General features: G+C 46.5%; 21 protein-coding genes and 1 tRNA gene. 2 read left to right on the plus strand and 20 right to left on the minus strand.

Features of this window, described 5'->3' with window-relative positions; all coding sequences use genetic code 11:
• Positions 1-291: 291 nt before the first annotated feature.
• The 8 genes from secG to AC58P7_RS29455 all read right to left on the minus strand — a co-directional run bounded on the left by secG (position 292) and on the right by AC58P7_RS29455 (position 8,595).
• Positions 292-528, minus strand: coding sequence for a preprotein translocase subunit SecG (gene secG, locus AC58P7_RS29420; protein ID WP_314800891.1), 237 nt, complete (start codon positions 526-528; stop codon positions 292-294).
• Between the two features lie 110 nt (positions 529-638).
• Positions 639-1,349 carry a M50 family metallopeptidase gene (locus AC58P7_RS29425; RefSeq protein ID WP_497349408.1) on the minus strand — a complete coding sequence of 237 codons (711 nt, stop codon included), beginning with the start codon at positions 1,347-1,349 and terminating at the stop codon, positions 639-641.
• 89 nt (positions 1,350-1,438) lie between these two features.
• On the minus strand, positions 1,439-2,731 hold the full coding sequence (gene eno / locus AC58P7_RS29430) for a phosphopyruvate hydratase (protein WP_171641369.1): 1,293 nt from the start codon (positions 2,729-2,731) through the stop codon (positions 1,439-1,441).
• 37 nt (positions 2,732-2,768) lie between these two features.
• Complete coding sequence (gene gpmI / locus AC58P7_RS29435; protein ID WP_497349410.1) at positions 2,769-4,307, minus strand: 2,3-bisphosphoglycerate-independent phosphoglycerate mutase; 1,539 nt, start codon at positions 4,305-4,307, stop codon at positions 2,769-2,771.
• Between the two features lies 1 nt (position 4,308).
• Positions 4,309-5,061, minus strand: a complete 753-nt coding sequence (tpiA, locus tag AC58P7_RS29440) for a triose-phosphate isomerase (RefSeq protein WP_497349412.1) — start codon at positions 5,059-5,061, stop codon at positions 4,309-4,311.
• A 74-nt stretch (positions 5,062-5,135) separates the two neighbouring features.
• On the minus strand, positions 5,136-6,317 hold the full coding sequence (locus AC58P7_RS29445) for a phosphoglycerate kinase (protein ID WP_497349414.1): 1,182 nt from the start codon (positions 6,315-6,317) through the stop codon (positions 5,136-5,138).
• Positions 6,318-6,481: 164 nt separating this feature from the next.
• A complete protein-coding gene (gene gap / locus AC58P7_RS29450; protein WP_497349416.1) occupies positions 6,482-7,489 on the minus strand; it encodes a type I glyceraldehyde-3-phosphate dehydrogenase in 1,008 nt (335 codons plus the stop codon).
• 83 nt (positions 7,490-7,572) lie between these two features.
• Positions 7,573-8,595, minus strand: coding sequence for a sugar-binding transcriptional regulator (locus AC58P7_RS29455; protein ID WP_497349418.1), 1,023 nt, complete (start codon positions 8,593-8,595; stop codon positions 7,573-7,575).
• 264 nt (positions 8,596-8,859) lie between these two features.
• Here AC58P7_RS29455 and AC58P7_RS29460 point away from each other — a divergent pair.
• Together AC58P7_RS29460 and clpP are read left to right on the plus strand one after the other, a co-directional pair.
• Positions 8,860-8,931: transfer RNA gene (locus AC58P7_RS29460), tRNA-Arg, on the plus strand.
• A 164-nt stretch (positions 8,932-9,095) separates the two neighbouring features.
• Positions 9,096-9,677 carry an ATP-dependent Clp endopeptidase proteolytic subunit ClpP gene (gene clpP / locus AC58P7_RS29465; RefSeq protein WP_065851305.1) on the plus strand — a complete coding sequence of 194 codons (582 nt, stop codon included), beginning with the start codon at positions 9,096-9,098 and terminating at the stop codon, positions 9,675-9,677.
• A gap of 89 nt (positions 9,678-9,766) precedes the next feature.
• On the opposite strand, the gene AC58P7_RS29470 is transcribed toward clpP, so the two are convergent.
• The 12 genes from AC58P7_RS29470 to hisF all read right to left on the minus strand — a co-directional run bounded on the left by AC58P7_RS29470 (position 9,767) and on the right by hisF (position 22,500).
• Complete coding sequence (locus AC58P7_RS29470; protein WP_497349420.1) at positions 9,767-11,530, minus strand: stalk domain-containing protein; 1,764 nt, start codon at positions 11,528-11,530, stop codon at positions 9,767-9,769.
• Positions 11,531-11,740: 210 nt separating this feature from the next.
• Positions 11,741-12,010, minus strand: a complete 270-nt coding sequence (locus AC58P7_RS29475) for an HPr family phosphocarrier protein (RefSeq protein WP_028555561.1) — start codon at positions 12,008-12,010, stop codon at positions 11,741-11,743.
• 147 nt (positions 12,011-12,157) lie between these two features.
• Positions 12,158-13,090: a DNA-binding protein WhiA gene (gene whiA / locus AC58P7_RS29480; protein ID WP_436239428.1), complete on the minus strand. Its 933-nt coding sequence runs from the start codon at positions 13,088-13,090 to the stop codon at positions 12,158-12,160.
• 5 nt (positions 13,091-13,095) lie between these two features.
• Positions 13,096-14,079 (minus strand): gluconeogenesis factor YvcK family protein, encoded by a 984-nt coding sequence (locus AC58P7_RS29485; RefSeq protein WP_497349422.1) that lies wholly within the window; start codon positions 14,077-14,079, stop codon positions 13,096-13,098.
• A 145-nt stretch (positions 14,080-14,224) separates the two neighbouring features.
• Entirely contained in the window at positions 14,225-15,112 is an 888-nt protein-coding gene (gene rapZ / locus AC58P7_RS29490) for an RNase adapter RapZ (protein ID WP_497349424.1), read from the minus strand.
• 74 nt (positions 15,113-15,186) lie between these two features.
• Entirely contained in the window at positions 15,187-16,134 is a 948-nt protein-coding gene (locus AC58P7_RS29495) for an ROK family glucokinase (RefSeq protein ID WP_497349426.1), read from the minus strand.
• Positions 16,135-16,294: 160 nt separating this feature from the next.
• The gene (trxB, locus tag AC58P7_RS29500; RefSeq protein ID WP_497349428.1) at positions 16,295-17,242 is read right to left on the minus strand and encodes a thioredoxin-disulfide reductase; all 948 of its coding nucleotides are present in this window, start codon (positions 17,240-17,242) and stop codon (positions 16,295-16,297) included.
• A gap of 149 nt (positions 17,243-17,391) precedes the next feature.
• On the minus strand, positions 17,392-19,128 hold the full coding sequence (locus tag AC58P7_RS29505) for a tetratricopeptide repeat protein (protein WP_497349430.1): 1,737 nt from the start codon (positions 19,126-19,128) through the stop codon (positions 17,392-17,394).
• Between the two features lie 111 nt (positions 19,129-19,239).
• Positions 19,240-20,190, minus strand: coding sequence for a ribose-phosphate diphosphokinase (locus AC58P7_RS29510; protein WP_497349432.1), 951 nt, complete (start codon positions 20,188-20,190; stop codon positions 19,240-19,242).
• Between the two features lie 75 nt (positions 20,191-20,265).
• A complete protein-coding gene (gene hisJ / locus AC58P7_RS29515; protein WP_497349434.1) occupies positions 20,266-21,072 on the minus strand; it encodes a histidinol-phosphatase HisJ in 807 nt (268 codons plus the stop codon).
• Between the two features lie 25 nt (positions 21,073-21,097).
• Positions 21,098-21,745 carry a bifunctional phosphoribosyl-AMP cyclohydrolase/phosphoribosyl-ATP diphosphatase HisIE gene (gene hisIE / locus AC58P7_RS29520; RefSeq protein ID WP_497349436.1) on the minus strand — a complete coding sequence of 216 codons (648 nt, stop codon included), beginning with the start codon at positions 21,743-21,745 and terminating at the stop codon, positions 21,098-21,100.
• Positions 21,742-22,500 carry an imidazole glycerol phosphate synthase subunit HisF gene (gene hisF, locus AC58P7_RS29525; protein WP_497349438.1) on the minus strand — a complete coding sequence of 253 codons (759 nt, stop codon included), beginning with the start codon at positions 22,498-22,500 and terminating at the stop codon, positions 21,742-21,744. Before hisF ends, hisIE begins: the two co-directional genes overlap by 4 nt.
• Positions 22,501-22,528 lie beyond the last annotated feature (28 nt).

The following is a 22,528-nucleotide window of genomic DNA, read 5'->3' on the forward strand; positions in this document are numbered from 1 at the left end:
CAAGCTATTTGATCGCCGTACCGATTCCCTCACTCCATAGTATGCCACTTCCAAAGAAAGGATAAACCCAGCGTGCATCAGCCTTGCCCTGCTTTCTTTCGTAATGAATCGGCGTTTTGGTATACGCACATGACTCTTCTTCTAATGGAGATTAGTTTCCCCAGCACATGCCCATACCAATCCGTCTATCCTGTACGTCTATGTAATCTTCTTGCTATCTGCACCTTACACTCGATTAAAATGAAAAAACAGCAGGAGTATAGTTCCCCTGCTGTTATCGTTTTATGTGTGTTAGGCTTTCACTACGTATGCTACAACAATGGAAAGAATAAAGAATGCAGCAGCAAGCCCCATAGTCGTACGGGACAACAATAGTTCCAAACCACGTGCTTTTTGTTTACCAAATAAGTGCTCTGCGCCGCCGGAAATGGCACCGGACAAGCCCGCGCTTTTCCCTTTTTGTAAAAGGACAATCGCGATTAATCCAACCGAAGCTATGATTAACAAAATTTTCATAAAGATTAACATATTAGCACCCCAATTGCCTATACTTTGCCTTATACAACTAGCATAAGTATTTTAACATAGTTCGTCCAGGAACACAACCAATCGCCCAACTCCAGCTATCCACGCATCACTCAATCGCGATACGATGACATTGCCGTAGACCGGCTCACACGTCTCGCACCTTTGTTTCGCCCTAAGAAGGCACTCACCGCTTGCTTCGCACACCATAGCGCGAATACCGTAAAACCAATCGCCCACACGATGGCAGGTATCCCCGTATGATTTGCTAAATTAGTTGCATCCCCAGCACTCCCGCTACTTCTCAAGGCATATACAATCAAAGAAGCTGGTCCAAACACCGACTCCTCCAAGCATAGGAACGCGAGTAACAGGTAGTAGAAGTCACGCAGCCACTTTGGCGTAAGCGCCAGCACCACGACAGTCAGTATAATAAAACCGACCAAGAACATGACCCCATAGCCATTGCGTACAAATAACACCAGCGATAGGATCGACAAGACCGCCATCACCTGTAACCCAAGACGCTGCTTGCCTCTTGCGTAGGCCGAGAACAGAAACCAAGCAAACAACGAGGCCGTCATATAACCCGCTAGTGACACAGGGATGATCGCCCAAGACTTTGTGATCGTTGATAAAGTAACACCGCTTTGATTACTGTACAGCTCAATATACATGACCTTACCGGACAGCGCCAAGGTTACTGCTGCATGACCGAACTCATGTACCATCGTGTCCAGGTTCCGGAAAAAGGAAGAAGGGAGCCAGTGCGTGAGCACCGCAGAACCTATCAGAAATAAAATAGTTTTCACCCAGTTGCTCATACAGACGACGCCCCCCTGATTGCATAAACGAGCAGGTGACTTCATCACCTGCTCGCCAATGGTCTTATTTTATTATTATACGAAACAGATTATTTGAAGTTTCTCAAGTTGTAGAATGCTTTTTTACCAGCGTATTGAGCTACTGTGAACAACTCGTCTTCGATACGAAGAAGTTGGTTGTATTTCGCTACACGGTCCGTACGGGACGGAGCACCTGTTTTGATTTGACCAGCGTTTGTAGCAACCGCGATATCAGCGATTGTGCTGTCTTCGCTCTCACCAGAACGGTGGGAGATAACTGCTGTGTAACCAGCGCGTTTTGCCATTTCGATCGCATCAAAAGTCTCAGTAAGTGTACCGATTTGGTTAACTTTAACCAAGATGGAGTTACCGATGTTTTCTTCGATCCCTCTGGAAAGACGCTCAGTGTTCGTAACGAACAGATCGTCACCAACGAGTTGAACTTTGTTACCCAATTTCTCAGTAAGCAATTTCCAACCTTCCCAATCGTCTTCGGAACAACCGTCTTCAACTGTGATAATTGGGTATTTATCAACCCATGCAGCAAGGAAGTCAACCCACTCAGCGGATGTGAAGGATTTGCCTTCGCCTTCAAGGTGGTATTTACCATCTTTGAAGAATTCTGTGGAAGCAACGTCCATACCCAAGAATACGTCAACACCTGGTTTGTAACCAGCGTTTTCGATTGCTGTAAGGATTGTTGTGATTGCTTCTTCGTTGGATGTGAAGTTAGGAGCGAATCCGCCTTCATCGCCAACTGCTGTGTTAAGGCCTTTTTCTTTCAATACGGATTTCAAGCTATGGAAAATCTCAGCGCCGATGCGAAGAGCTTCTTTGAATGTTGGAGCGCCAACTGGCAGAACCATGAACTCTTGAACGTCAACGTTATTGTCGGCATGCGCCCCACCGTTGATGATGTTCATCATTGGAACTGGAAGTGTTTTCGCATTGAATCCACCAAGGTAAACGTACAATGGCACGTCCAAAGCGTCAGCAGCTGCGCGAGCAACAGCCATGGAAACCGCTAGAATTGCGTTAGCGCCCAATTTCGCTTTGTTAGGCGTACCGTCAAGCTCGATCATTTTGTGGTCGATGCCAACTTGATCAAGAGCGTCAAGACCGATGATTTCTGGAGCGATGATTTCATTTACGTTCTCAACAGCTTTCAGAACGCCTTTACCAAGGTAACGACCTTTGTCACCATCACGAAGCTCAACAGCCTCGTATGCGCCTGTGGAAGCGCCTGAAGGGACGATAGCGCGGCCGAATGCGCCGGACTCCAAGTATACTTCTACTTCAACAGTTGGGTTACCGCGGGAATCCAATACTTCGCGTGCGTAAACATCAGAAATAATTGTCATTGTGAATAAACACTCCTTCAATAATATAAATTGGTTATTACTTTTTTAGAATTGTTGCGCCAGTCATTTGTTCCGGTTGCTTAACTTCCAAGAAGTCTAGCATAGTTGGTGCAATATCTGCCAGAATGCCGCCGTCTCTTAGTGTAACAGATTTGTCCGTCACAATAAAAGGCACCGGATTCGTTGTATGCGCTGTGTTACGTGAGCCGTCTGCGTTTGTAACCACATCCGCGTTTCCGTGATCCGCTGTGATACAGACTACGCCGCCCTTAGCTAGAATCGCTTCAACGACTTTACCAAGACACTCGTCTGTCGCCTCGATCGCTTTAACCGTTGGCTCAAGCAATCCAGAGTGACCTACCATGTCAGGGTTCGCAAAGTTCAAGACGATCACGTCATGACGCTCGGCTTCTACTTCTTTCACGACCGCATCCGCTAATTCGTAAGCGCTCATTTCCGGTTGCAAATCGTACGTCGCAACCTTCGGTGAAGGAATCAAAAGACGGGTTTCACCTGGTAATTCGGCATCCCGACCACCGCTGAAGAAGAACGTGACGTGCGGATACTTCTCAGTTTCCGCTGCACGAAGCTGCTTCAGACCATTCTGAGCAAGTACCTCGCCTAGCGTGTTATCGAGATCCTTCGGTTTGTAAGCTACGAACCCATCTACGGACTCACTGAACAATGTCAGACATACGTAGTAGAGGTTCTTGGCCACTTTAGGACCACGATCAAAGCCGCGGAAGTCTTCATTCGTGAAGACTTGGGAAAGCTGAATCGCACGGTCAGGACGGAAGTTAAAGAAGATCACCGCGTCGCCTGATTCTACAAGTCCTACCGGCTGACCATCGTCACCAACGATTACCGTTGGCATTACGAACTCGTCATAGACGGATTTCTCATAGGATTCAACGATGGCTTGCATCGGATCCATGTAGGTTGGGCCATCGCCATACACCATGGCACGGTAGGATTTCTCTGTCCGCTCCCAGCGTTTGTCGCGGTCCATCGCATAATAACGACCTTGTACGGTCGCAATTTTGCCTACGCCGACTTCTTTGATTTTGTTCAGCAAGCTTTCCATATAACCCTTCGCAGAATCTGGAGCCACGTCGCGGCCGTCCAGGAATGCGTGGATGTAAACTTCGCTAAACTCTTCTTTCTTCGCCAAGTCCAATAGAGCAAATAAATGCTGAATGTGGCTATGTACGCCGCCATCAGAAAGCAAACCGTACAGGTGAAGCTTCTTGCCATTTTCTTTGGCATGACGAACAGCGCCTAGAATCGTTTCATTGTCGTAAAATTCGCCATCACGAATCGATTTCGAAATCCGCGTCAGATCCTGATACACGATACGGCCCGCGCCGATGTTCAGGTGTCCTACTTCAGAATTCCCCATCTGGCCTTCTGGCAAACCTACAGCCTCACCGCAAGCGGTGAGGGTTGTATGAGGGAACGTCGACCAGTAACGGTCGTAGTTCGGCTTTTTGGCATGAGCAACCGCATTCCCCTGCTCTTCTGAGCGGAGTCCGAAGCCATCGAGAATGATGAGTGCTACCGGTTTCGGTCTGGACATGTTACTTCGCCCCCTGGACGAGTTGGATGTAGGAAGCAGACTCTAAGCTCGCTCCGCCTACAAGTGCGCCGTCGATGTCAGGCTGTGCCATGTACTCAGCAATGTTGTTCGGCTTTACGCTGCCACCGTATTGGATGCGAACTGCATCAGCAACGGATGCGCCGTAAAGACCACTCACCAATGTACGGATGTAACCGATCACGTCTTGTGCATCTTCAGCTGTTGAAGATTTACCAGTACCGATCGCCCAGATTGGCTCATATGCGATAACCACTTGTGCAGCTTGCTCTGCGCTAAGACCAGCAAAAGCTGCTTCAGTTTGTACTTTACAAACTTCTTTCGTTTGACCCGCTTCACGCTCTTCCAACTTCTCGCCTACGCAAAGAATTGGTTTCAAGCCGTATTTGAAAGCCGCAACGACTTTCTTGTTCACGATTTCGTCGGACTCAGCGAAGTAAGCTCTGCGCTCGGAGTGACCGATGATGACATACTCAACGCCAAGGTCTTTCAGCATAACGCCGCTGATTTCACCTGTGAACGCGCCATTATCTTCAAAGTGAAGGTTTTGTGCGCCAACATGAACGTCTGTACCTTTTGTAGCTTCAACCAGTGCTGGCAAGTTAGTGAAAGGGGAGCAGATTACGCTCTCTACGCCTTGGACTGTGCTGCCTTTCACTTCGTTCACGAAGCTGATGGCTTCGGAAACGGTTTTGAACATTTTCCAGTTACCCGCGATAATCGGTGTTCTACTCATGAGTTAGGCTCCTTAAAGTTATTCGCCAGCATAACTGGCATCGTGAGATTAAGCTTTTTTCGAAAAATAATTACTTATTTGTCGTTCAAGGCTACTACGCCTGGCAATGCTTTACCTTCCATAAACTCCAAGGAAGCTCCGCCGCCTGTGGACATATGGTTCATTTGATCAGCCAAGTGGAATTTCTCTGTTGCTGCAGCGGAGTCGCCACCACCGATAACGGTATAACCCTCAGTAGTTGCACAAGCTTGTGCTACTTCACGTGTACCGTGGGAGAAAGGCTCGATTTCGAATACGCCCATCGGTCCGTTCCAAACAACCAGCTTGGATTTCGCGATCACGTCTGCATAAAGCTCACGTGTTTTCGGTCCGATGTCAATGCCTTCCCAACCCGCAGGAATGCTGTCGATGTCAACAATTTGCACGTTTGCATCAGCGGCGAATTTATCTGCCACCACGATATCCACCGGAAGCAGGAAGTTCACACCTTTTTCTTTTGCTTTCGCAATAAAGCTAAGCGCCAAATCAAGTTTCGAGTTATCCAAAAGTGATTTACCGATTTCATAGCCTTGTGCTTTCAAGAATGTATAGGAAAGTCCGCCACCAATCAAGACGTTGTCTGCAATGTTCAAGAGGTTTTCAATGACAGCAATTTTATCTTTTACTTTGGATCCGCCAACGATCGCTGTGAAAGGACGCTCAGGGTTGTTCAGCGCTTTGCCTAGAACATCAAGCTCTTTCTCCATCAATAGACCGGAAACAGCTGGGATATAAGCTGCAATGCCTGAAGTCGATGCATGTGCACGGTGAGCAGCACCGAAAGCATCATTCACGAACAGATCAGCCAAATCAGCGAAAGCTTTTGCCAACTCAGGATCATTCTTCTCTTCGCCTTCGTTGAAACGAACGTTTTCAAGCAAGAGAACGTCGCCATTCTCAAGCGCATCGACTTGTGCTTTCACGATTTCACCAACGGATTGATCCGCTTTGATCACGTTTTGACCAAGAAGTTCAGCCAATTTTGCAGCAACTGGCGTTAAACGAAGCTCTTCAACCACTTGTCCGTTTGGACGACCAAAATGGGCAGCAAGAATGACTTTAACGCCTTGCTCTACTAAGAATTTAATCGTAGGAAGCGTTTCTTTGATCCGTGTATCGTCGGTGATTTGACCGTTCTCTACAGGTACGTTGAAATCAACGCGAACAAATACTCTTTTACCAGCTACTTCAACATCGCGAACACTTTTCTTATTCATCGTAAAAGCCTCCTAAAAGTTTTCGTCAGAAAACTGACCTCGTAAGCATAAGCTCTGGCGTGTATGGTTATCTTCCGGTTCTATCTTTTTCTATGTGTAAATCGCACATAAAGAGGAGAATCGCTTCTCCCCTTCATGTGGTTTTTTATGTGTTAATTATGAAATTACAGACCTTTTTTCGCGATGAAAGCTACCAAGTCAACAACGCGGTTGGAGTAGCCCCACTCGTTATCGTACCAGGAAACAACTTTCAACATGTTGTCGCCAACTACCATTGTGGACAAAGCGTCGATTGTGGAAGAAGCTGGGTCACCATTGAAGTCGCTGGATACAAGTGCATCTTCTGTGTAGTTCAGAATGCCTTTTAGAGGGCCTTCGGAAGCTGATTTCAAAGCTGCGTTTACTTCGTCAACGGTTACGTTAACTTTAAGCTCAACAACCAAATCAGTTACGGATACGTTAGGTGTAGGAACACGCATAGCCATACCGTTCAATTTGCCTTTAAGCTCAGGAAGAACTAGACCGATTGCTTTAGCTGCGCCAGTGCTGGAAGGAATGATGTTCTCAGCTGCTGCACGAGCACGACGAAGGTCTTTATGTGGAACGTCAAGAACGGATTGGTCATTTGTGTACGAGTGAACAGTTGTCATCATACCTTTTACGATTCCGAAGCTATCGTTGATAACTTTCGCGAAAGGAGCTAGACAGTTCGTTGTACAAGAAGCGTTGGAGATGATAGTGTGAGCAGCTGGATCGTATTTGTCTTCGTTAACGCCAAGTACGATTGTGATATCTTCGTCGGAAGCAGGAGCGGAAATGATTACTTTCTTAGCTCCACCTTTCAAGTGAAGAGCTGCTTTTTCTTTCGCTGTGAAAATACCAGTGGACTCGATTACGATTTCAGCGCCTACAGATGCCCAAGGCAGGTTCCCAGGGTCACGCTCAGCAAAAACCTTGATGGAACGACCGTTAACGATCAATTCACCTTCGCCAGCTTCAACTGTAGCGTCTAGTTTACCGTGAGTAGTGTCATATTTGAGCAAGTGCGCCAAAGTTTTAACGTCTGTCAAATCGTTTACTGCTACTATTTGTACATCTGCGTTGTTCAATGCTGCGCGGAATACGTTACGACCAATACGTCCGAAACCGTTAATACCTACTTTTGTTGTCATAGTCATTTCCTCCTAAGATTACATAAATATTATATTTCAAAACGCAGCCATGAAAGACATACGTTATGATGTCAACTTTTCTGTTAAACATGCTTCATAATTTCTAAGGCCGCTGCTTCATCGGTCACAAGCACATCTTCCTGCCCATGTCTTAGCACCGAAGCGATCGCTTCCCCTTTGCTCTTCCCGCCGGCAACACCAATCACAACCTCAACACGCTGCAGATCTTCCAGCCGTAGTCCGACTGTCGGCATCTTATGAACCACATTTCCTTGACGGTCAAAATAGTAACCGAGCGCCTCAGCAAGTGCCCCGTCGTCCCTCAGACTACTGGTAGTCTCAGTATCGACTTTACGTCTGCGCGCCATGACCATAGCATCTCCGATACCATGTACAACAATTCGACAACTGCGCACTGCGTTCACAACTTCCTGAATCTGTGGATCCTGAATGAGCGATTGATACGCTTCTTCTCCAAGATGATCTGGGACATGCAGCAGTCTGTATTTCCCGCCTGTCTTCTTGGCCATAATGGATGCAATCGTGTTCGCTTGCATATCCACGCTTTCACCAAGTCCACCGCGTGCAGGGACGAACCAACTGCCCTTCATCGAAGAAGATATCGCCAAGTTATTAGCTATCTGCGCCATGGTTGATCCACCAGTTACTGCGATGATATCATCTTTGGCCACATATTTACGTAGAGCGGCCGCGCCAGCGCGTCCAAGCTCCTTCTTCGTAAATACCGAAGTATCAGAATCCCCTGGAACGATAATCACATTGGAAATGTGAAAAGCTTTAGCAATGCTGTCTTCCAAATCCGTCAGTCCAAACGCCATCTTAATGATCGGTTGCATATCCTCTAGCAGCTGACGACCAGACTCGCTGATCTTCATGCCGCTTGCGTCAGATTCCAGAAGCCCAAGCTCCTTCAGGAAGTCTACTTCACCGCGGAGCACACGCTCTGTCATGTCGAGTGAGGACGCTAACGTCCTTCGTCCGACAACGCCGGAAACCAAGATGTGCTGCAGAATCGAGTACCGCTTCTTCATGATGTCCATAAGATCAGGCATGAGCTGTTTCTGAATGTCTAGAATCTCTCTCATAGGACGACTTCTAACGCTCCTGATCCATTGTAGGACGTTTTATGTCCCGGGTATACATTTTGCGTCCCACCCGGGCGAAAAAAAAGTTCCTTACACAATTCATTGTTTCGTTTCACATTTACATTTCTTATTATAACCACTTTCTTCGCAACATTCAACATTTGTTCAAACATTTTTCTTCAATTTGGGCTGTAAGGGCTTTCCACCTTGCTTTTTCTGGAAGGCTGCCTTATAATAACCCTTGCTTCACTTTTTCTAAACTATGCGCCCGTGGTCCAATGGATATGACGTAGGCCTCCGAAGCCTGAGATAAAGGTTCGATTCCTTTCGGGCGCGTCCAGCACAACACCTAAGAATATACGTATTATCACCCAAATCAGCTCTGAAGCTGATTTTTTTTGCGTTTAGTTTGACCTTTCTTGACCTTCGGACGTTTTTTCGTTATCATACTTGTAGATACTGTAAATAGTATGTAACCCAACCCCAAGGAGGTCATTCTCATGAGTTTTATTCCTATGGTCGTCGAACAGGACGCGCGCGGTGAAAGAGGATATGACATCTACTCTCGCTTGCTGAAGGACCGCATTATATTCTTAGGCACGGGTGTCAACGATGTTGTGGCAAATTCCATCATTGCTCAGTTACTCTTCTTGGCCGCTCAAGATCCTGATAAAGATATCTCGCTTTACATTAACAGCCCCGGCGGATCGATCACAGCTGGTATGGCCATCTTCGACACGATGCAGTTCATCAAACCAGACGTATCCACGATCTGCGTAGGTATGGCCGCATCCATGGGCGCATTCTTGCTCACAGCAGGTGCCAAAGGTAAACGTTACGCGCTTCCGAACAGTGAAGTGATGATTCACCAACCACTTGGCGGTGCAGAAGGTCAAGCCTCCGACATCGAGATTCGCGCTAAGCGCATTTTGAAAATGAGAGACAACCTAAACACGATCCTTGCTGAGCGCACTGGACAATCGTTCGAGCGCATCGAGAAGGATACAGACCGTGATAATTTCATGAGTGCTAAAGAGGCAGCCGAATACGGACTCATCGATAAGGTCATCGAGCGCGTCTAAATTTTATAAATGAAAAAACCAGCCTGATTAACATTGCTCACCTGAGCTTTGATGATCGGCTGGTTTTTTGTTGCACTTTTTCTCTTTTTTTACTTCTTATCTTCCAATGGGTAGAAAATTAAATCGATCGGGAACGCTGAGCCCGCTGGTGGCGTGAACTCAATATCTAGCGCATCCTCTGTTCCTGTCGTACGTGCTAGTACTTCCAAGCCATCGAATGCTGTAATAACACCGGAATAAGGGACCGGAATAATTTCACCGTTGATCTTAAACGGTCCTTTGAATACGCCGCCTCTAGCCATGATCATCACAGCCATTTTGCGCGGTTTATCCGCATGGATTTTGTATACCACGCCATAATTCCCGCTATTCTCAACGTCTAACTTACGCATTACGTCATAACCTTTGATGAACGGATCCGTCTTATTATCACCAATCGTTAACACCGACGGTTTCGTGAAACTCGAAGCATCCACTTTCCATTGGATCTCTGAAACTGGGAAGGTGCCGCGAACGTGCCCGTTAAATGAGAGTAAAGGCAACTCTTTCACTGTTGTCGTTGTCAGCTTTTGATCTGTTGCGACAAAGGACATTTGCAGTTCGCCGTCCGTTTCGACATCATAGAACAAATTCACGCCTTGCCCTGGATAGAAATCAGGCAGCTTCGCATACACATAACTTGCATGAGGCAGAACTGTCATTTGATCCGTGTATACATTATTCAGCAAAAAATCAACCGACGCTTCACTGCCGATCAAGTTCGCATATACGGAAGGGTAGACTTCGCCTTTGTTTGTCGTTTTGATCGTAATCGGCTTATCCGTATTGTTTGTTGCAAAGATAGCAAACGTCATCTTCTTCTGTGTGCCATTGATATGATCCGCATACAAACGCGCTTTTCCGTTAATGTTGTCCTGATACAAAATACCATTGGTCGTGAATTCTTCCGGACTGTCACTCACGAGCAGTGTGCGACCTTGCACTTCTTTTACTTCCTTCGGAAGCAGCGGCAATTCATTGAAATGTGACCAAATCGTCGACCAGTTCGTTTTGATAAACCCGCCAACCGGCTTCATATAAATCGGATATTCGACTTCTGACAAATAGGATTCATTGACGACCGTTACATAACTTTTAAACAATTTACTCACATGGCCATGACCATCCTTAACCGTTAAAGTTACTGGATATTGTCCTGGTTTGAAGAAAGCCTCTTCTTTACCTGTCCAATCGTAGGAAGCAATCCCTTCTGCATCTGGATCATAACTTAGATCTAAATATTTGACAGGTTCACCAAGCCTGTATGTAGGCTTCGCTGTTGCAAACTTAGCAACTGGACGCGAATTGCTGTCTTGATCGATATAGATGCCCTCAGGTGCTTTAAAATACACAATCTCTACGCGTCTTAGTTCACTGTTGTACGTGTATTTCGCACCCATGTAATCAGCTAACCAAGTTAGCTTCACGAGCAGCTTGCCATTCACGATCGCAGCAACAGAATTAAAGGGGATATCCACCCCATTCGTCGTCACTGTCTTGTGATCGGAATCAAGGACAATGTTATAGCCTGGAGGAGCCATTTGAATCGTACGGGATAAATCATTCCACTCCACTTGAAAGCCTAATGTATCGCCTAAGAATTTGGCCGGAACGAATGTGCTTCCATCAATGATCGTAGCTGGGGAATCGAGATGAATTTGATCCTGATTTACGAATGCTTCGGACTTATCGATATAAAGTAAAATAAAGGACGAGCTTGTTGATACCGCATGCGCGGCCGGTGCTGTTAACGTGCTTACAAGAAATACGAGTACGGCTAGTAGTGCAATCATTTCTTTCTTTACCACATTCATTTCACTTCGGCTCCTTCTTCAAGCTAGAGATAGGCACGCCACAAAGAAATACAAATAGCCTTATCCATCGTGACCACGCTTATTAGACGTAGCCAAGTGAAAAAGGTTGCTAAATTCACTAAATGTTAACAAATTTGACACTTCTGTGGGTTTGAACTTTACTTCCGCAAACTGCAAAAAAGCCCCCTCGAAAGGTAGGCTTTTAAAGGATTATTGGTTTTCCAACTCTTCCTTACTAACTAATGTGACTAAAGCGTTTACAGCCTGCTCTGCATCCGAACCTTCTGCACTTATGAAGACTTCGGTCCCCGTGCTGATCGCAAGACTCATAATTCCCATGATGCTTTTCGCATTCACTTTCTTCTCATCTTTTTCAACAAAGATCTCCGATGAAAACTTATTCGCCTCTTGAACAAACAATGCCGCAGGTCTGGCATGAAGTCCTGTTCTCAACTTCACAACGACTGGACGTCTGGACATGGAACTAATTCCCCCTAGTGTGGAGCTTATATGGATTACTATTAATAACAGCGTTTACCTTATGTTTTAATATTATAGCATTTTTCCTTCAAGTACACTAGAAAAAATGCGAAAAACTTATACAAGCGTTGTACTGCCCTAACTTATCTACGAATTTCGGTGTTTTTCGGCCAATTCGTCTATTTTCCGCAGACGATGATTCACGCCAGACTTGCTGACACTGCCCGAAAGCATGTCGCCAACTTCCTTCAAATTCAAGTCAGGATGCGCTAGTCTTATCTCCGCAACCTCTCTTAGCTTCTCAGGTAAGCTGTCGAGACCGATCTCGCGCTGCAGTAATCGAATATTCTCGATTTGTCTGACAGCTGCTCCGATCGTTTTGTTCAAGTTGGCTGTTTCACAGTTCACGATCCGATTCACCGAGTTCCGCATATCTTTCATAATCCGGACATCTTCGAAGCGCAGCAGCGCCTGATGAGCCCCAATGATATTGAGAAACTCAATAATTTTCTCGCCTTCTTTGATGTACAGCACGAACCCTTTCTTGCGTTCAATGAATCGTGCGTTCAAGTCAAACTTGTTCGCTAGCTGTGTTAATGCTTTGCAGTGCTCTTCATAAATCGAAGCAATCTCCAAATGATAGGAAGAGCCTTCCGGATTATTCACTGAGCCGCCGGCCATGAAGGCTCCCCGAAGATAAGCACGCTTGCAGCAATTGCCGCGAATAATGTCCTTATTGATGCCTGTCGTAAAAATAAAACCCTCAGAGACGATTTTCAAATCACTGAGCAGCTCCTGCACTTGACCAGGCACCCTAACAATGTACACATTATTCTTCTTTAGACGCATCTTCTTACGCACAAGTAACTCCGTGTGTGTATTATACGTCTTCTTGATCAGCGAGTAAATTCGCCGAGCGATGGCTGCGTTCTCCGTGGATACATCCAACACGACACGCTGACTCGTTAACTGTACAGCACCATTCATGCGAATGAGCGCTGATAGCTCCGCTTTTTCACAACACGCTTCCGAATCATTGATTAATGTTAATTCTTTTTTGGTTGTTGCCGCAAAGGACAAGGGACTCACTTCTTCCTTAACAGCCAGCTTTCGACGAGCTGATAGATATGGTCACTCAATTTCTCTGCATCATGACGAAGATAGGTACGGAATAGCACAAGTCGATCTGCAATGACCCGATAGCCTCTTTTCGTCACTTCATCCAAATCTAAATGGACCGCTTTCGAACCTTTTTCCGCATATTTGGCTTGCACCTGCGGTGGGATCTCACCATTGTTTACAATCACATAGTCAAACAAATGCTGACCTAGGTGGTCGTAAATCGCATCCAGATGGTCACTGACGGAATAATCGTCGGTTTCACCTGGCTGTGTCATGACATTACAGATAAATAATTTCACAGCGTTAGAAGCGACAATTTCCTCAGCAATCCCTGGAACAAGTAGATTCGGCAGCAAGCTTGTATATAAACTCCCCGGACCGCACAAGATGGCATCTGCCTCGCGTATTGCTTGAACCGCTTCTGTGAGTGGTGTTACTCCAGCTGGTTCAATAAATACTTTCTTGATCCGTCCATCGGCCTTCGGTATTTTGGACTCCCCAACAACTAAAGTCCCGTCCTCCATAATGGCTTTCAACACAATGGCTTGATTCGAAGCCGGAAGTACTCTTCCGCGAACAGCGAATACCCGGTTCATTTCTTGCACGGCGGTAACGAAATCACCTGTAATATCCGTCAATGCCGCTAGTATTAGATTCCCCAGACTATGCCCGGCTAAACCTGTGCCGTTCTGAAATCGATACTGAAGCATTAAAGATAATAAGGGCTCGACATCAGCTAACGAGGTTAACACATTTCGAATATCTCCCGGAGGCGGCATCTGCAGTTCACTTCGCAAAATGCCTGAACTTCCTCCATCGTCTGCAACGGTCACGATAGCTGTGATATCAACCGGCTTTTCTTTCAGTCCTCTCAGCATAACCGAGAGCCCTGTTCCACCGCCAATAACGACTATTCTGGGCTTACGTTGTAATTGTCCAAGCTCCATACTTCTTTCACCCTCTTAATGAGAAAACCTCAATCGAAGCCACTCAAAGATGAGCGACCGCGTTTATAGGAAGGTTATATCGCCAATTAGAAAGCAGTTTTCGAAAACCGAAAACTTATACTTTCTAATGTGGTCGCATAGCCGCCTATAAGCGGTCCCGCTCGGCATCTCGATGACTTAGACGCACGGTCTCGGTCTCGCTGTTCCCCATGACCTTACCTAAATATTCTGTAATCGCAACCGATCTATGTTTGCCTCCTGTACAACCAATGCCAACAACAACCTGGCTCTTGCCTTCCTTTTTATACTGAGGCATTAAGAAATTCAGCATATCCAGGAGTTTCGTCAGGAATTCTTGTGTCTCCGTCCACTTCATCACATAATCATAGACATCTGGATCTTGACCTGTCTGCGGGCGAAGCCCCTCAACATAATGCGGATTAGGCAAGAAACGCACATCAAAAATGAGATCAGCGTCAATAGGAACACCATACTTGAACCCGAAAGAGATTACATTTATAGATATGCGATTAGCTTCTAGATTGGTGAACCGGGAAATAATTCTTTCTTTCAATTGCACTGGCTTCAAGCTGCTGGTGTCAATCACCTGTGTGGCTAGACCTTTGAGTTCTTCAAGCAGCTTGCGTTCAAGACCTATTCCTTCAAGCGGTGCTCCGTCTGGTGCCAAGGGATGGCGGCGGCGGCTCTCTTTGTACCGCTGTACCAATGTAGCGTCAGTTGCGTCCAGGAATAGAATTTCGTAGCTAAGCGTGTAATTCTCTTGAATGTACCGCAATGATTCTTGAAGCGCAGTGAAAAATTCACGTCCGCGCAAGTCAATCACCAGAGCAACTTTAGCGATTTTACCCATGGACTGCACGATCAATTCGGCAAACTTCGGAATAAGTACGGGAGGTAAGTTATCAACGCAGAAGAATCCCAAATCTTCCATGCTTTGAACAGCAATTGTCTTGCCTGCACCCGACATTCCTGTGATGATGACCAGTTTCGGTAAAGGGTGGTTTTCTTCCATGAATGACACCTTCCTTTGGGGTGCTTTCGCAGATTAACTGCTATTCTGTTCATCTGCGAACCCGGTCTAGCTTTCTATCTTAAATTCAGTCCCGCAGCACCAACAACGCCTGCATCATTGCCAAGTGTAGCTGCAACAATCTCAACACCTTCAGCAGCCGCTTCTGGTGTAAACTTGATGAACGTTTCACGAATAGGTTGGAATAAGATCTCCCCAGCCTTGGATACGCCACCACCGATGATAAAGCGCTTAGGGTTAACTACAACAGCTAACGCTGCCATGGAACGCCCGATATAATAAGCCGCACGATTCACGATGCGCAGGGACACTTCATCTCCGCTTTTCGCATCATCAAATACATGCTTAGCTTCAATTTTCTCATGGAGGGCTAGTGACGTACGCTCACCGCGTTCAACTGCTTCCTTCGCCATACGAACGATGCCTGTCGCGGAGGATACCGTTTCAAGACAACCCATTTGACCGCATCCGCACTGAATCGCTTCAATGTCAGGCACAATGGACATATGTCCAAGCTCGCCAGCCATGCCAGCTGAACCTTGATAAATTTTACCGTTAATAATGATACCGCCGCCGACGCCCGTTCCAAGTGTATAGCACACGACGTTCGGGATGCCTGCTCCAGCTCCCGCCCAAGCTTCGCCTAGTGCAGCTACGTTCGCATCGTTATCAATTTTAACCTGTTTACCCAGAAGTCCTTCAAGCGTCTTCTTCGCTGGTACGTTATGCCATTGCAGGTTCGGAGAGAATTTCACAAAACCTTCTGGAATATCCATAAATCCAGCCAAACCAGCGCCAATACCTGCTACTTGCTCCCATGTAAAATCAGATTCTTCGACAATTTGACGTACATATTGCGCAATACGCTCAAGAACCGACTCTGCACCTTGTTCTGGTGAAGTAGGACCTTCTAACGTTTTAAGCAGCTTACCTTGCTCGTCACAAATACCTACTTTAATATTCGTGCCGCCTAGATCTACACCGATATAAATTTGATTGGACATTACAAGGTCACCTCATGAATAATCATAAAATTTTCGGGCAAATGCTCCTGTTCCCACTATAAGACAAGCCTGCAGGGAGGTCAAGATTCATCAGCACCCTGCTTAAATGAGAAAACGTGGAAAGCATAGCCCTCCACGTTAACTGAAATGCCATAACGACTTACAAAGAAATGCTCCAGTCATGCACGCTGTTACCTTCAAGGAACTTCTCAGCTTCCAACGCTGCTGCGCATCCGCTTCCCGCAGCTGTAATAGCTTGACGATATTTCGTATCTTGCACGTCACCACAAGCAAATACGCCGGGGATGTTCGTTTCTGTTGTACCTGGCTTCACGATGATGTAGCCATGCTCATCCGTGTCGATTTGTCCACCGAGGAACTTCGTGTTCGGCGTATGACCGATGGCTACGAAGATACCGTCCGTTTCAAGGATTTCATCTTCACCTGTTTGGTTGTTTTTCACTTTAAGGCCAGTAACGCCTTTGTCACCCGCTACAACTTCTAATGGTGTATTATTCAGCGCCCATTTCACTTTCTCGTTGCCACGAGCACGGTCTTGCATAATTTTGGAGGCGCGAAGCTCGTCACGGCGATGAACTAAACGCACTTCCGTAGCGAAGCGAGTAAGGAAGTTAGCCTCTTCCATAGCCGAGTCACCGCCACCAACGACGATAATCTTTTTGCCACGGAAGAAGAAGCCATCACATGTTGCACACGTGCTTACGCCGCGACCGATGTTTTCTTTCTCATTCGTGATCCCAAGCAATCTAGCAGAAGCACCTGTTGAGATAATCAATGTTTCTGTTTCGATTTCGCCCAGACCTTCTACTTGAAGTTTAAACGGGCGGTTCGTCAATTCTACGGAATTGACCCAACCTGTTTTGAATTCAGCGCCAAAGCGTTCAGCCTGCTTGCGCATGTTTTCCATTAATTCAGGTCCCATAATCCCTTCGGGAAATCCTGGGAAGTTCTCTACTTCGGTAGTTGTGGTCAACTGTCCGCCAGGTTCTGGTCCTTCAATAACAAGTGGGCTTAAGTTCGCACGCGCCAAGTAAATAGCTGCTGTTAGACCAGATGGTCCTGTTCCTACTACGACTGATTTATACATATGATTTCCCTCCTAGGTGCTTTCCTGAGGAAAGCTATCTTTAATTTGCAATGGCAATCCGGATTGTTCCACAGTCATTACGATGTAGTGCAACCCGTTCATCTATATGTATGAAAGCCGAGACTTTCATGTGGCATCAAGCTCGGCTGTCAAAGGCTAGTAAATTTATTGAAAATCGCATCCATTTTCTCACGCAATCCACAGGTGTCATCGATAAGCTTCACATGCCGACTAACCGTAGAAACCGTGACGCCATAGCGTGTAGCTACTTCCTGATAGGAAATCGTACGGCGGTGCATTTTGGCGATCAAATATTCTAACGCCGCTGCCCAACCCTCAGATTTATGAATCTTCGGCACATTCGGGTACACCTTCGTCAGAAATTCAACCCACAAAATTTCTAAATCATACTGTTGAACCATATCGTAACGTTTGTGCATATGCGATAGGGCTGTTTCCATCACTCGCTGCCATGCTGCATCCCATACGGGAAGATGAGGCGAGTACGGCGAAGCCTCCACCATGATGTCCTTATTCTCGAGGTAAGCAGGAAGGGACTCCCGAATGCCCATACTTCGCAGAACGAAGATGGCAACCTTCTTCAAGTAGTCGTCTTCTTTATGATCGAGAATGAAATCCTGTAGAGCATCTCTCACTTCGTTGTCCGCAATCAACCCAAAGGCTTGAATGACTTGAAGCTTCGTCTCCACATCGCCATGCCTTAACGCCCAGAAGAAGGATGACCGCACGAGCGGATCTTTCTTCAATTGATCAGGAATCCCTTGCGTTGATTTCTCTAGGGCACGGAACTGCTCTTCAAACGGCAGATGATAGTGATAACTCCAAGTTAGCGGCATCGATGACTTCTCTCTTATACGCAACTGCTCTAGATAGAACTTCGAAATTTCAGCACCTGGATCCAGCTTCTGAACCTGTTTCCACAAGCGGTACGCTTCCGCGAAACGACCGATATGGCAAGCAGCAACCGCCGCATAATGATACAAGCAAGGATCCGAACCTCCGTCACCCGCCTTCAGCAGACGCTTAAACAAATGGTATGCTTTCTCATGCTGAGAAAGAATACCCATAGTCGTTGCCAGCTTGAACACATGCTCCTGCTGGAACGGAAACGTCTTACCTAGCAGCGTGGTAAGCTCTGCAAGTTCCTTCTTGTTGCCGAAATGCTGATGGAAAATCGCCATATTACAGAGTGCATGCAGATTACCAGGATCGATAATCAGCACTTCTCGGATTGTTTCCATCGCTTTCTCGAATTGACCCATATAATAATAAGCCAGAGCCAGATTGTTGCGAGCTGCTGTGAAGTCAGGCTGATTCTTCACCAATTTCTCCAGCTGCCTTACGGCTTCTGCAAACTTACCTTCTTCCAGCAACGCACGCGCTTTATCATGCTCGAACAGCCCTTCTCGACTCTTGATGCTAGTGAGAGGGGCGGGACGATCAAGCTCGTAGCTCAGCATTTCCATCATTTCTTCGGATTCGTCCATGAATTGCCCTGTCGGGTCATTCTCCAAATACCGAACCAATGCCTGTTCCGCCTGCTCGAAGTTTTCCATGTTGGCATAGTTGTTTGCCATATAAAAGTGACATTCCGTCATCTCGGGATCAATGGTTTCAAGGATATGCTGCAAAATTTGGTTCGACTCGTCATAATTGCCCACTTCGGAGAGAACACCCGCGAGATTGCAGTGATTCACAGGATTATCCTGCTCGTACTCTGCAGCCCGCCGGAAATATTTCAATGCCTTATCATAATGAAACCGATCCAAAGATTGAACCGCTCTCTCGAAAAAGAAGGCGGCATCCATGTTAATTGAAATAACTTTTGGTTTTGGCGCTTCGGATATGCGCTTTTTCTTTTCCATAGCAAGACACCTCCGGCAATTTGATTACACTCAAATTATACCATAGATCGCTTAGAAGCCAAAAACATTATCCGAAGGTAAGATATGGGCTGTATTAAAATTTGCTTCCGCCTATACGCCGCCGTATTTGAACAGGGAGGATAGGGAACCACCGTCCGTAATAATACGAACCGCATCCGACAATAAAGGTGCAACAGAAAGTACGTTAAACTTGTCTGAATGACCTTCCGGAATCGCGATGGAATCCGTAATAATGACTTCTTTAATGCTTGGGTGATCCAAACGTTGCAGCGCTGGGCCAGAGAAAACAGGGTGTGTCGCACAGATGTAAACATCAAGTGCACCGCGTTCTTTGAGGCTTTCCACGACGTTAACGATCGTTGTTCCCGTATCGATGAGATCTTCAATAATAATCGGTGTGCGTCCCGCAACATCACCAATCACGTGAGTAATCACGGATTCGTTGTGCTCTGGGCGCTTCTTAATCATCATCGCGAAAGGCGCATCGAGAATGTTAGCCATTTTCTCAGCTGTTGTCGCGCGTCCCGCATCTGGAGATACGATGATTGGGTTTGGCAAATTCTTTCTTTTAATGCAATCACTAATCAGATCAAGCGCTGTCAAGTGATCCACCGGGATATTGAAGAAGCCTTGGATCGCTGGCGCATGAAGGTCAATCGTAACAACACGAGTTGCACCTGCTGCACCGAACAAGTCAGCAACTAATTTAGCTGAAATTGGCTCACGCGGAGCTGCTTTGCGTTCTTGACGAGAGTATCCATAGTAAGGAATGACAAGGTTGATCGTTTTTGCAGATGCTCTTTTCGCTGCATCCATCATGACCAAAAGCTCCATCATATGCTCATTAATCGGATGGGAGAAGGTTTGTACCAGAAACACGTCACAGTTACGAATCGTTTCTTCGTAAAGGCAATAAATTTCTCCGCTTTTGAAACGTGATAATTTAATTTGTCCTAGCGGCAGGTCGAGCTCTTTACAAATACTTTCCGCGAGCTTCGGATTCGAAGATCCGGAAAAAATTTTAACATTGTCGCTATGCATGGTTAATGGTTACCTCCGAAGGTTCATTAAATAGATTAATTCAGTCCTACTCATTATACATGATACGTGTCGAATTTAAAAAGTCACAAGATGTCGTTTTCGACCAGAAAATGTGGCTATTTCGTTAAATCCAATCGCTTTTAGCAGCTCCCTGGCCTCATCCAAATACTGAGACAACCGTTCCGGCTGATGCGCGTCTGAACCAAGCGTAACGGGAATTCCCACCTTATGGCAATACTCCAGCATGCGGCTGCTCGGGAACATCTCTTTGCACGGATGACGCAGGCCTGAAGCATTCAACTCAATCGCTAGCCCAGCTTCCTTCACAGCATCCAGGGCTGACTTCTCAAGCTCCCACGTATCGCGATCCGGAACATAACCAAATCGTTTGATCATATCGATATGCCCGATATAATCATACAGTCCGGTTCGGACTGCTTTCTTCACTGCCTCGTAGTATTGGGTATATACTTCATAAATATCCTTGCCTTCCCAACCTGCCAGCTGTCTAAAATCAGAAATATCCCACTCGCCCAGAAAATGGACCGATCCGATCACATAATCCCAAGGATAAGCGTGAATGATGGCCGCAATTTCAGCTTCATAGCCTTCCACATAATCGCCTTCCAGGCCAACGCGAATGTCAATCTGATCCTTGTATTTCTCTTTGAGATAGAGGCATTCTTCCACATAACGAGGAAGCTCCTCCATGGGCATAGCCATTTCCGGCCAATACGTTTGCGGATCGACATGCAAAAGCGGCATATGATCAGAAAGCCCCAACTGGGTAAGCCCGATCTCGATGCCGCGTTTGACGTATTCCTCCAGTTCCCCAGAGGCGTGACCGCAGCGCACATGATGTGTATGATAATCAATCAACACGTGAATTCACTCCAGGTCATTTACTTTATTTTTTGACGTGCCGATTTGCCAGCTCTTTCATAATATCATCCAATGGCAATTTATTATTACGCAAAAGTACCATTAAGTGAAAAATAAGATCGCTCGCTTCATAACGAAGCTCGTCATTGTCTTTATTTTTAGCTGCAATAATGACTTCTGCTGTTTCTTCGCCAACCTTCTTGAGGATTTTGTCGACCCCTTTTTCGAAAAGGTAAGTCGTATATGCACCCTCAGGACGCTCTGCATCACGGGAAGCAATGACTGCTTCAAGTTCACCTAGGATCGCAAAACGATCGGCAGTAGCGGCAGCTTCTTCTACAGAACCTTCCACCGCAATATTCGTTGTAAAGCAGCTGTACGTGCCATTGTGACAAGCAGGTCCCACTTGATCAACAAGCACAAGAAGCGTATCTGCATCGCAATCATAGCGAAGTGCTTTTACCTTTTGTGTATGACCAGAGGTTGCCCCTTTATTCCAAAGCTCCCCACGAGAACGGCTCCAGAACCACGTATCTCCCGTTTGAATCGTACGTTGCAAAGACTCGCTGTTCATGTAAGCAAGCATCAATACCTCTTTACTTACCGCATCCTGCACAATCGCAGGTACAAGCCCTTGCGCATCATATTGAATTTGATCAACTGAAAATGTCATCGAATTTCAACCCCTTTACCTTTCAGGTCTGCCTTGACCCCGTCTATCGTTAATTCTTTATAGTGAAAAATGGTTGCCGCCAGCCCTGCATCGGCCTTGCCTTCGGTAAACACATCGTAGAAATGCTCTGCTTTTCCCGCTCCGCCAGAAGCAATCACAGGAATCGTCAGCAGCTCGGATACCGCACGAGTCAGCTTCAAATCAAAGCCATCCTTCGTTCCGTCTGCATCCATGCTTGTTAACAGGATTTCACCTGCGCCCAGCTCTTCAACGCGTTTCGCCCATTCCAGTGTCTTAATACCAGTCGGTTTGCGCCCGCCATGCGTGAACACTTCCCATTCGCCCCACTCGGGATTGAACTTCGCGTCAATGGCCACCACGATACACTGTGAGCCGAACTTCCTCGCACCATCAGAAACGAGCTGAGGATTGAGCACAGCGGCCGTGTTGATCCCGATTTTGTCCGCACCTGCGCGAAGGAGACGTTTCATATCATCGACACTAGAAATCCCGCCGCCTACCGTGAACGGAATCGTAATCTCGCCAGCCGTTTGACGGACAACCTCGACCATCGTCGCACGCCCTTCAACGGAAGCCGAAATGTCCAGGAACACGAGCTCATCCGCACCTTCCTTATCATAAATCGCCGCAAGCTCGACAGGATCACCGGCATCACGTAAATTCACGAAATTTACGCCTTTCACCACTCGGCCATCCTTGACGTCGAGACAAGGGATAATTCTTTTGGCTAACATGCTCAGCACCTCCTTGAGACTGTCCATT

The sequence above is a fragment of the Paenibacillus sp. J22FR5 genome (assembly GCF_059691975.1).